Annotated in this window: 9 protein-coding genes; 5 read left to right on the plus strand and 4 right to left on the minus strand. The window is 56.3% G+C overall.

The window, feature by feature from the left end; all coding sequences use genetic code 11:
- Positions 1–23: 23 nt before the first annotated feature.
- On the minus strand, positions 24–1,361 hold the full coding sequence (locus tag ACWKXX_RS10540; protein ID WP_023303703.1) for a TolC family outer membrane protein: 1,338 nt from the start codon (positions 1,359–1,361) through the stop codon (positions 24–26).
- A 732-nt stretch (positions 1,362–2,093) separates the two neighbouring features.
- Between ACWKXX_RS10540 and ACWKXX_RS10545 the strand changes: the two genes are divergently transcribed.
- On the plus strand, positions 2,094–2,837 hold the full coding sequence (locus ACWKXX_RS10545) for a DeoR/GlpR family DNA-binding transcription regulator (protein WP_015570569.1): 744 nt from the start codon (positions 2,094–2,096) through the stop codon (positions 2,835–2,837).
- Between the two features lie 13 nt (positions 2,838–2,850).
- Positions 2,851–3,918, plus strand: a complete 1,068-nt coding sequence (locus ACWKXX_RS10550; protein ID WP_023303701.1) for an oxidoreductase — start codon at positions 2,851–2,853, stop codon at positions 3,916–3,918.
- Positions 3,919–3,959: 41 nt separating this feature from the next.
- On the opposite strand, the gene cybB is transcribed toward ACWKXX_RS10550, so the two are convergent.
- The 3 genes from cybB to ACWKXX_RS10565 form a co-directional block, all read right to left on the minus strand.
- Complete coding sequence (gene cybB / locus ACWKXX_RS10555) at positions 3,960–4,490, minus strand: cytochrome b561 (RefSeq protein WP_015570570.1); 531 nt, start codon at positions 4,488–4,490, stop codon at positions 3,960–3,962.
- An 87-nt stretch (positions 4,491–4,577) separates the two neighbouring features.
- Positions 4,578–6,017, minus strand: a complete 1,440-nt coding sequence (gene aldA / locus ACWKXX_RS10560) for an aldehyde dehydrogenase (RefSeq protein WP_023296575.1) — start codon at positions 6,015–6,017, stop codon at positions 4,578–4,580.
- Positions 6,018–6,215: 198 nt separating this feature from the next.
- Positions 6,216–7,010 (minus strand): YdcF family protein, encoded by a 795-nt coding sequence (locus ACWKXX_RS10565; RefSeq protein ID WP_074163431.1) that lies wholly within the window; start codon positions 7,008–7,010, stop codon positions 6,216–6,218.
- A gap of 215 nt (positions 7,011–7,225) precedes the next feature.
- Here ACWKXX_RS10565 and ACWKXX_RS10570 point away from each other — a divergent pair, with 215 nt between their 5' ends.
- From ACWKXX_RS10570 to ACWKXX_RS10580, 3 genes are read left to right on the plus strand one after another with little or no spacing between them, the layout of a single operon-like run.
- The gene (locus ACWKXX_RS10570) at positions 7,226–8,878 is read left to right on the plus strand and encodes an MFS transporter (protein ID WP_023303698.1); all 1,653 of its coding nucleotides are present in this window, start codon (positions 7,226–7,228) and stop codon (positions 8,876–8,878) included.
- 22 nt (positions 8,879–8,900) lie between these two features.
- Entirely contained in the window at positions 8,901–9,983 is a 1,083-nt protein-coding gene (locus ACWKXX_RS10575; RefSeq protein ID WP_017693458.1) for an HlyD family secretion protein, read from the plus strand.
- Positions 9,980–11,359, plus strand: a complete 1,380-nt coding sequence (locus ACWKXX_RS10580) for an efflux transporter outer membrane subunit (protein ID WP_017693459.1) — start codon at positions 9,980–9,982, stop codon at positions 11,357–11,359. The genes ACWKXX_RS10575 and ACWKXX_RS10580 overlap by 4 nt, the downstream gene beginning before the upstream one ends.
- The last annotated feature ends 160 nt before the right edge of the window (positions 11,360–11,519 follow it).

The following is an 11,519-nucleotide window of genomic DNA, read 5'->3' on the forward strand; positions in this document are numbered from 1 at the left end:
CGCGCAGAAAGGCGCGCCTTTTTTTAACTTAAATCAGGTAATTTCGCGGCAGCGTTTTTCTCTATTCCGATAAGCGGCAAGAGATTATCCACCGCAGAGGCGTAATTAATCGCCGCACTCCAGCCATCGTATTCAGCCATTATTTTCGCTGAGGTGGCAGACCAGACATCCTGCTCCACGCTGAGCAGATCGTTAATGCTGCGCTTGCTCAGGGTATATTCATTTTTGTAGACATCGCGGGCGCGCAACGCATTTTCCAGCTGACGCTTCCCGGCTTCCATTCGTCCACGCGCCCCGGTCCAGTCGGCCTGTGCGACGGAGGCTTTTTGCAGGACATCAAAACGGGCCTGATCAACCTGGGACGATGCCATTGCCCTTGCGCCCTCGGCCTGACGGACGCGCGCCGAGACCGCGCCGCCCTGATAAAGCGGTGCGTCAATATTGAGCTGGATCTGATCATCCCAGTACGCGCGATTATCAGACTCATAGCGGGTGCGGCCCCCTTTCAGGCTTAAGGTCGGCCAGTGCTGAGATCTGGCGGTTTCTACGCCGTACTGGGCTGAACGCTCCATGTTCTGCGCGGCCATCACCGTTGGGATCAGTGAATAATCAATCCGGTTGAGAGAATCCGGCTCCACGGCCAGACCTCCCGGAACCGGTGAATAGCGTTCAGCCTGTATGCCAGTTAATACCGCCAGCCGCGCGCGGGCGCTGTTCAGAGACGCATTATACTGCTCTACCGTCGCCTGCATCCCGGCGATACGGGTGCGGGTCTGAAGCTCATCAGAGGTGGAGCTTACGCCAGCATCGGCGCGGAGTTTTGCCAGCTGCTCAACGTTTTTAAGCGCCTGCACGTTCTCTTTTGCCGCCTGCAACAGATCGCTGTAGCGTTTTACTTCCACATAGCTGAGGGCCGTTTTTTCCGCGACGGCAGACATCGTGCTCATCAGCTGGTAGCGATAGCTGTCACGCTGAGCTGAAGACTGGCTGATGCTGTTATTGGTCTTGCCAAAATCGTACACCAGCTGCGTCAGGCTCAGGCCCCAGGCTGCGGAATTTCGCAACGAGCCGCTTGAATCGGTGGTCTGGCTGTGACCCGTACTCCCGTTCAGGGCTATTTGTGGCATCCAGCCACTGCGCGCTTCGTCTATTTGTGCCTGGCCGATCCCCAGTTGCGCTGCCTGCTGGCTCACTGAGGGGTCGCGATCGAGAGCGAAAAGAATACTTTCTTTCATCGTCATTGCCGCAACGGGAGATATCCCCGCCTGGCCGTTATTTGCATTAGCCGCAGTCACCACCAGCGAAATTAAGGTCAGGGAGACAGATAATCTGAGCAACCTGTTATTGCATTTCATCTTCATAATATCCCCCGACTCCAGGTGATAGCCAAATAAATACCCAGGAAGAGGTACAAATAATCCTTCAGAAATCCCTCACCTCTTCTCGATTAATTTGGGTAATAGTTCCCCAAGCCCATTTCAATTGAGATGAGAGCCGTTCAATCTCTTTTTTTCTTTTAAGAATTTACTTAAATATTTATTGATTCGCAGCATAACAAAATGTGATATGAGCAACCACACCCGCAATGTTAATGCGGTGTTACAAATAAGAAAAAAGATGGGGTTTCTGGACAAAACGTTATAAAAGGCCTTTCAGATGAAACAAATAAACCCCCTGTAATATAAAGAAAATTCTAAAATGCCCCGGTGTACATTTTTGCGTTAATTTCACCCCGAATCAGACACAAAGATTTTCAAAGAAATGTCAACTTAAGTAATACACCGAATAAAATTGAATTATTTTACTTTAAAAATAGAAACTAATAGATATATGCACTAATTTATAATTACAAATTAGCTAAACATTCTGGTTAGAGCCAATAATCCGGCAGCTTAAGCCAAATTTTCAAGTAAAACATAGCGATAACAACATACCTAAAAGATACATACATGTTTTTGATGACTGATTAATGCGATATCAATAATCACATCATTAAACTGTTTTTGGATAACATCCCGCACCTGTCGCGATTCCCTTTCCTGCAAAATGCTGTAAACTGCGATTTATTGCGACATTTTGCAGGATACTGCCCCATGCATAAAACCGCCAGACAGAAATATGTGCTTGATATCATTACTGAGCAAGGCCAGGCCAGCATTACCGAGCTGGCAGAGCGATTGCAGGTTTCGGCGGACACCATCCGTCGCGATCTGACCGACCTGGAAAAACAGGGACTGGCACAAAAAAACCATGGCGGCGCCATCGCGCTGAATCTCTCGACGATGACCCGAGTAAGCAGGAATAGCTTGCTCCCTGAAATTAAGCAGCGGCTGGGTAAACAGGTTGCGCAATGCGTGCCTGCGGGCTCGACGCTTTTTCTGGACGCCGGAAGCACACTGCTGGCCGTTGCCTCTTTCCTTCAGGGGCCGCTGACCATCATCACCCCTTCTCTTGATATCGCCCAGCAGGTTAGCGATCGGGAAGATATTGACCTGATCCTGCTCGGTGGAAAGTGGGATCAGAAACAACGCCTGTTTGCCGGAAGCGCCACCCTTTCCCTGCTCTCTCGCTACCGGGCGGATATTGCCATCCTTGGCGCATGCGCCATCCATGCCGAACTCGGATTGAGCGCCAGTCAGGAGGCGGATGCCGAAGTGAAGCGTGCCATGCTGGCCGCAAGCCAGGCGCACTGGGTAGTCGCCGACCATCTAAAACTCAACCAGTGCGAACCGTATCTGGTGTCAGGGTTATCCGAGATTCATCAACTGTTTTTAGATCGTCCCTGGGCAGAGCTCGGGGACCATAGCGCCTTGCAGGTTACCGTTGGCGCGCATTAACGTGGAGAAGGTCATGAATAAAGTGAAGACAATGAATATTGCGCTGATCGGGTATGGTTTTGTAGGTAAGACGTTCCATGCCCCGCTGATCCAGTCCGTCGAAGGCCTGAAGCTGGCGGTGGTCTCATCCCGGGATGAAGAGAAAGTGAAACGCGACCTGCCGGACGTCCTCGTTGTCGCCACACCGGAAGAGGCCATTCAGCACCCGGATATCGACCTGGTGGTTATCGCCTCCCCTAACGCGACCCATGCGCCGCTGGCCACCCTGGCGCTCAATGCCGGCAAGCATGTGGTAGTGGATAAGCCGTTTACGCTGGATATGCAGGAAGCGCGAGATCTGATTGCGCTTGCGCAAGAAAAACAGCGCCTGCTCTCGGTCTTCCATAACCGCCGCTGGGATAGCGATTTTCTCGGCATTAAGCAGGTGATTGAGCAAGGCCGTATCGGTAAGGTGAAACATTTTGAGTCGCATATCGATCGTTTCCGTCCGGAGGTTCGCGTGCGCTGGAGAGAGCAAAACGTGCCCGGCAGCGGCCTGTGGTTCGACTTAGGCCCGCACATGATTGACCAGACGCTACAGCTTTTTGGTCTGCCGCAGTCGGTACAGGGCAACATCGCCACCCTGCGTGACGGCGCGGAGATTAACGACTGGGCGCACGTGGTGCTGAATTATCCGGAACACAAAGTGGTCCTCCATTGCAGCATGCTGGTGGCGGGTGGCGTTGCCCGCTTTACCGTCCACGGCGATAAGGCCAGCGTGGTGAAAGCGCACATCGATCAGCAGGAAGCCCAGCTGCTGGCAGGCGTCGCTCCGGGTAGCGAAAGCTGGGGTGAAGACAGCGACGCTATGGTGCTGTTTAATGCCCAGGGTGAAGCCAGCGCTATCCCTGCGCCAAAAGGCGACCAGCGGCAGTACTATATAAACGTGCGCGATGCCCTGAACGGCAAGATTGACAACCCGGTCCATCCGGTGGAAGCCCTGGCGGTGATGGCGGTGCTGGAAGCGGCGGTAAAATCTTCGGAAACGGGTTCAACTCAGGAACTGGACTTAACGGCGCAGGAGCGCGCGCAACTGCAATAAGCCGCAAAAAAATGCCCTGCGGGTTCGCAGGGCATTATCGGTTACTGACGCTTTTTCGGCATCATGCGCAGCAGCGTGTTGTCCTTCCAGAAGTAGTGATGCATCAGCGCGGCAAAGGCGTGCAAACCAATCACGAAGTACCCCAGATTCGCCAGCGTTACGTGCCACTCCTTTAGGGTATCCACCAGGTCAAAATTCCCCTCCGCCGCATGCGGCATCGTCAGGCCAAACGCAAACCAGTCATTTCCCCGGTTATACATCATCACCATACCGATCAGCGGCAGCGCAATGAACAGCAGGTAGATTACCAGATGCCCGAGATGGGACAGCCCGGTGATCATCGCTTTTGGTTTCGGTTGAATAGGCGGAGCCGGGAATTTGAGGCGGATAAGCAGGCGCGCCACCATCAGCACCAGGATGCTGATCCCGCAGGAAACGTGGATCATATTAATAAGCGGACGATCGGTTCTTGGGAACCACCCTCTGAACTCCATGGCGCAATAGGCCATAATGACTAACAGAAAAACCAGCCAGTGAATGCTGATTTGCAGACCCGTATATTTTGTGCGCATGTTGTTTCCCGATAAAGAATCATTATCGCGCCAACATAACCACCTTTCCTGAAAATGTGAACCCCCTCGCATGGAGGGGGCTCCTGATTACGACTGCAAATAGACCACCTGCGTCTGCAAATACTCATTCAGACCGTGTTTGCCATCCGCCCCGCCGATACCGGATTTACGCCAGCCTGCATGGAAGCCCTGCATCGCTTCAAAGTTTTCACGGTTAATGTAGGTCTCGCCGAACTTAAGCCCCTTAATGGCTTTCATCGCGACGTTCAGGTCCTGCGTATAAACAGACGAGGTTAAACCGTAGTCGCTGTCGTTGGCCATGTTCAGCGCCTCTTCCAGGGTGTCGAATGCCACCACTGGCAGCACCGGGCCAAAGGTCTCTTCGTGCATGATGGCCATATCCTGACGTACGTCCAGCAGCAGCGTTGGGGGATAAAAATACCCTTTGCCTTCTGCCGCTTTACCGCCAAGGACCACTTTAGCCCCCTCCTGCACCGCGCGCGCCACCTTCTGCTCCACGCGCTCCAGAGCGGCGGCGTTGATCAGCGGCCCCATGGCAATATCCGTTCGCTCAGCCGGATTGCCAAACTGGACGGCTTTCATTGCCTCGCCCAGACGATTCACAAAGCGGTCGTAGATCCCCTTCTGGACATAGACACGTTCCGCGCAGTTACACACCTGTCCGGTATTGATGACGCGTGAATCCACAATGGCCTTCACGGCCAGCTCGAGGTCGGCATCGTCCATCACGATGGCCGGGGCTTTACCGCCCAGCTCCAGCCCCACTTTGGTGATGTTTTTCGCCGCCGCAGCCATGATCTTTTCACCTGCCCCGACGCTGCCGGTCATGCTGACCATCGCCACTTTCGGGTTCCCGGCCAGCTCCTGTCCGACGGTTTCACCCCGGCCCAGCACCAGGTTAAAGACGCCTTTCGGCAGGCCAATCTCATCGACGATTTTGGCAAACGCAATGGCGTTGTTTGGGGTAAATTCGCTCGGCTTGATAACGATGGTGTTACCGGTGAGCAGCGCGGGAGCGAGCTTACGGGCAATCAGGAAGAAGGGGAAGTTCCACGGCAGAATGCCGGTGGTGACGCCCAGGGCACGCTTAAACACCAGAATATTTTCGCCCGGACGGTCGCTCTGAATGATTTCCCCTTCATAACGGCGCGCCCACTCGGCCATATAGTCGATATAGTCAGCGGTAAAGTTCACTTCCACTTCCGCCAGCTGCTGGATCTTGCCGCCTTCGGCCACAATCAGCGCGCTGATTTCACTGACGCGCTCGCGGATCCCGGCGGAAATTTTGCGTAGCCAGCTGGCGCGCTCAATAGCAGGCAGCGCCTCCCAGCCAGCCTGCGCGCGATCTGCCGCGTCAATGGCCTTGCGGGCGTCCTCGGCGCTGCCGTCGGGGATACGGGAAATGACCTCTTCCGTGGCCGGATTGATCACGTCAATCCATGCATCACCCTGCCAGGCAACAAACTGTCCATCAATATACATAGGATGTTGTACGGGTACTGTCATAACCTGCTCCTGTAATCACACTGTTTTTAACAAGTAAACTTAATGTTAAAAACTATAATTACGGGGCCAATTGCCTACTCTATGAGTCTGTTTTTGTGAGATATCTCATAAAAGAAACGGGTCAGCCCGTTTCCAAAATCACAAATCGGCAACACAGGATGCCCGTTTGCGTAAAAGATGGCGCAAACGGGCAGAGCATCACAGCAGGGAACGGCTCACCAGCGCGTCGGTGAGAATGACGTCGTTTCGCAAGATCTGCCACGCGGCGTCCACGTCGGCAGGGATATCGACATGGGCAATGAAATCACGTCCCGCCGGACCGTAGCCGTTGATGTCGTCCCTGAGTCGCGGAAATTCACCCAGCACCAGCGACAAGTAGCGCTCTACCGGCCATAACCCCTCGACCGGGCCGCTAAACACCAGACCGTCGTCGCTGTTTTGCAGCACGGGCGTCAGGCCGGGATGACTCACCCATGCGGGCGATGCGGCCTCGTCGCGGCAAACGCGGGCAAACGTAGCCATTGTGCGACGCTGCATTGTCGGGTCCTGCACCACCAGCACCCGGGCGGCGTTCAGTCCGGCTTGTTTCATCAACGCCCGGCTGAAGCGGGCGTTTTCGCCACAGTTGGTCGACTGATCCTCAACGTGAAGATGCTCGGCCGGAATGTTCCAGAATTCACGGGCGATGTCGGCCAGAATAGCCGCCTCAGCCCGCCCGGTGGTGGGTATCCTGTTATAGCGGGGGTGTTTCGCAATCGCGGCGTAGAGGAAGGTCGTCGAGTGACCGATCCCGCCGCTGATGATCAGAGGTATACCCTGTTCAGCCGCGATTTTACAGGCAGCATCAATCGCGGGGATCACCGCGTTACCCGCCAGAATCACCAGATCAACGGGCTGGTTGTCCTGATAGTCGTCCTGAGCAAGCCACGCCCCAACGGTATTCACGGCGTCGAGGGTTGTGCCAGGCAGACAGGGGAAAAGTGCCATTGTCATCGTTACCTCCTTACAACATACAGAGCCTTCGATTATCCCCCTTTCTGCGCGTCATGCTATGGCATGAATGCTGAAAAAAACGGGCCGGAACGTTCTCAAAAAGCACTCACATTTGATTAACCTGAGAAAATCGTATTCACTTGAATTATGATTTGCGTCAGCCTTAGAATCATTAGCCCGCTCACAATTCAACTTTTAGAAAGGTAAACCACGCTATGCGCCTGCCCCAACGCGACCCTTATGCTCCTCGCGAGTGGCAGCCACACGAGAAACCCGCCCTGTTGGGTTCCCCTTCCACCCCGGAACATCCAACGTCGAAACGAATCGCCTATGGCGTGGTCGGCCTGCTGGTGTGTCTGACCGGGGCGCTGGGTAACGCGGTCGTCACCGCCAATCTGCAAAACCTGCAAGGCACCTTTGGCGCCTGGTCGACTGAAATCGCCTGGTTGCCTGCCGTCTATGTCATGACCAACGTCTCCATCAACCTGCTGCTGGTAAAGTTTCGCCAGCAGTACGGTTTGCGCGCCTTTACGGAAGGCTTCCTGGTGCTGTATGTGCTGGTCACCTTTTTCCACCTGTTTGTGAACGATCTCAGCTCGGCGCTGATGGTACGGGCGGCACACGGGATGGTCGCCGCCGCGCTCAGCTCGCTCGGCATTTATTACCAGATCCAGGCCTGGCCCGCGAAGCACCGACTGAAGGCGCTGACCATCGGCATAACCGGGTCGTCGCTGGCGATCCCGCTGGCGCGGCTGTTCTCCACCGAGCTGTTACAGCTTGATGAGTGGCGCGGGCTGTACTTCTTCGAGCTGGGTCTGGCCCTGATCTCCCTGGCCTGCGTGATGGCGCTCAAGCTGCCGCCGGGCGATCGACGCAAGGTCTTCGAGAAGAAAGATTTCATCACCTTCTTTTTGCTTGCGCCCGGTATGGCGCTGCTGTGCGCGGTTCTGTCGTTAGGGCGTCTGGACTGGTGGTTTGAAGCGCCGTGGATCGGCTGGGCGCTGGCTCTCTCGCTGGTGCTGATTGTCTCCGCGATCGTGTTTGAACATAACCGCAACAACCCGCTGCTTAATACCCGTTGGCTCTCCAGCGGCAGCATCGTACGCCTGGGGCTGATCATGCTGCTGATCCGCATCGTACTGGCGGAGCAGAACACGGGCGTCATCGGCTGGCTGCAATATGTAGGCTTACAGAATGAACAGATGACCCATCTGGCGTGGGCTATTTTCGCCGGGATCGTCTGCGGTATCGTCACCAGCTGTCTGACAATTAAGCCCACTAAACTGGCCTGGCCGATTATCACCTCGCTGGCGCTGATGATCGTTGCCTCGCTGCTGGACAGCCAGTCCAACAACCTGACCCGGCCGGATCAGCTTATATTCAGCCAGTTCCTGCTGGGCTTCGGCAGCGCGTTCTTCCTTGCGCCTGCGATGCTGGCCGCCATTGGCGGGGTGATCGCCGATCCGCGCAATCTGGTCAGCTTTTCCGTGATGTTTGGTATGAGTCAGAACCTTGGGGGGCTGCTGGGGTCCGCGATCCTCGGCACCTTCCAGACCTGGCGCGAGAAGTACCATTCCAGCCTGCTGGCTGACCAGCTCACCACCCTTAACCCGCTGGTGAACGAACGGATTCAGCTTTACACCCAGATGTACAAAAGCCTGATTGGCGACAGTTCCCTGCTGGGAACTCAGGCCATTACCCAGCTCCAGACGGTGACGGCGCTTGAGGCAAACATTCTGGCTTACAACGATACTTATCTCCTGACGGCGAGCATTGCCACTGCCACGCTGGTCTGGATTTTATGGCGCTTGCTGCGTCTGCGCATCACCGCCCGTATGGCCCTTAAGAACGCCACTGGCAACAAGTAATGACTATTTTTCAGGAGAAGTTATGAGTCAGCAGGATGCCGCCAAAGAGCAGGCCAACACCCGCAAAAATGTGCGCGTCGTTTCCATTTTCACCGCCGCGGCTATCGGCATTGTCGGGGTACTGGTGATCCTTTATGCCTGGCAGTTGCCCCCGTTCACGCGTCATGCCCAGTTTACCGATAACGCCTACGTGCGCGGCCAGACCACGTTCATCAGTCCGCAGGTAAACGGCTACATTACCGAGGTCCATGTTCAGGATTTCGCGCAGGTTAAAAAAGGCGAGCTGCTGTTGCAGATAGATGACCGCATCTATCGCCAGCGCGTCCATCAGGCCGAGGCGCAGCTGGCAATGAAAATTGCAGCCCTGAATAACAACCTGCAACAGCGCAAAAGCGCGGAAGCGGTGATTGCCAAAAACGAGGCGGCGCTGAAAAACGCCCGTGCCCAAAGTCTGAAAACCCAGGCGGATTTGAAACGCGTGAAAGAGCTGACCGCGGACGGCTCCCTCTCCATTCGCGAGCGCGATTCGGCACTGGCCAGTGCCGCCCAGGGGAGCGCCGATATCGACCAGGCGAAAGCAACGCTTGAGATGTCGCGTCAGGATCTACAAACGGTCATCGTCAATCGCGGTTCGCTGGAAGCGGACGTTGAGAATGCGAAAGCCGCGCTGGAGCTGGCGCAGATCGATCTGCAAAACACCCGCATTGTCGCGCCGCGTGACGGTCAGCTCGGGCAGATTGCGGTGCGTCTGGGGGCGTACGTCACCGCCGGGACGCACCTTACCACGCTGGTCCCGCCGCAGCACTGGGTGATCGCCAATATCAAAGAGACGCAGCTGGCGAATTTACGCGTCGGACAGCCGGTGAAATTCACCGTCGATGCCTTAAACGATAAAGCCTATCAGGGCCGCGTAGAGAGCATATCCCCGGCCACAGGGGTCGAGTTCAGCGCTATCACCCCGGACAACGCCACGGGCAACTTTGTTAAAATCGCCCAGCGCATCCCGGTACGCATTGAGGTACTCGGTGAGCCGGAGGCGTACCGGCTGCTGCGTCCTGGCATGTCGGTGCAGGTGACCATCGACACGCGGGAGGCGAAACAATGACGCTTCGCCCGATAGCCGGCCTGCTTATAATGACTATCCTGGCGGGATGCCAGTCGGTAGACGTTGAGCCCGCCAAATCGTCCCTGCACATACCGGCCCAGTGGCGCGCGACGTCGGGGCCAGCCAGCCCGACAGAGCAGCTCTGGTGGCGAAATTTTCACGACAGCAATCTGAATCGCTATGTGGATCAGGCGCTGAAGAATAACAGCGACGTGCTGATTGCCCGCGAGCGGATTAACGAGTACCAGGCCCGGGTGTACGCCGCTGACGGCAGCCTGTTCCCGTCGCTTGACGCGGGCGTGACCGGGACGCGCGCGCGCTCGCAGTCCGCCGCCACGGGGCTTCCGGTATACGGTACGTTGTACAAAGGCAGCCTGACCGCCAGCTACGACGTGGATATCTGGGGCGTAAACCGCAGCACCTCCCGTGCCGCTGAAGCGTCGCTGGAGGCACAAAAGGCGGCGGCTGCGGCGGCTGATCTTACCGTCGCATCCTCGGTGGCCTCCGGGTACGTCACCCTGCTGTCGCTGGACGAACAGCTTCGCGTTACCCGGTCCACTCTGAAGTCGCGTGAAGAGGCGTTCAACCTCGCCAAGAGACAATTTGAGACGGGATACAGCTCTCGCCTTGAGCTGATGCAATCGGATTCTGAGCTGCGCGCCACCCGCGCCCAGGTTCCACTGCTTCAGCACCAGATTGCGCAGCAGGAAAATGCGCTTAGCCTGCTGCTGGGCAGCAACCCGGGTGACGTTGCGCGCGGTGAAAGCTTTGATGCCCTGACGCCGCTGAAACTGCCCTCCCAGCTGCCGTCGACGCTACTGAACCGACGCCCGGATATCGTCCAGGCTGAACGTCAGCTGATTGCGGCGGACGCGACGCTGGCGGCATCGCGCGCCAGCCTGCTGCCGTCGATCAACCTCACGGCCACGGGATCGGTGCAGGATCGCACGCTGTCGGGATTGCTGGATAACCCGCTACAGCTCTGGAGCGTGGGCGGCAGTATTCTTGCGCCGCTGCTGAACCGTCAGGCGCTGAATGCGCAGGTAGATATCTCTCAGTCCCAGCGGAATCAGGCGCTGTATAGCTACGAAAAAACCGTGCGTAACGCGTTTGCTGAGGTGAATGACAGCCTTGATGCCATCACCCGCTATCAGGAACAGCTTACCGAGCTGCTGGCACAGCAGACGGTCGCGCAGGAGACGCTGCGGATTGCGCAAAACCGCTACCGCAACGGATACTCTTCTTATCTGGATGAGCTCGATGCGCAGCGCACGCTGTTCTCGGTGCAGACCAGCGTGGTACAGGTGAAAAACAACCTGCTGCTGGCGCAAATTGATTTGTATAAAGCGCTGGGCGGCGGCTGGAGCAGTGCGTGAAAACATGCCGGGTGGCGGCTACGCCTTACCCGGCCTACGTGCTCTACATGCTCTCCCGTAGGCCCGGTAAGCGCAGCGCCACCGGGCAAGGGTTATACCCGGAGAAACGATAAAAAGCCGGGTGGCGGCTACGCCTTACCCGGCCTACATGCTCTACATA

The organism is Enterobacter sp. UPMP2061, assembly GCF_053709615.1.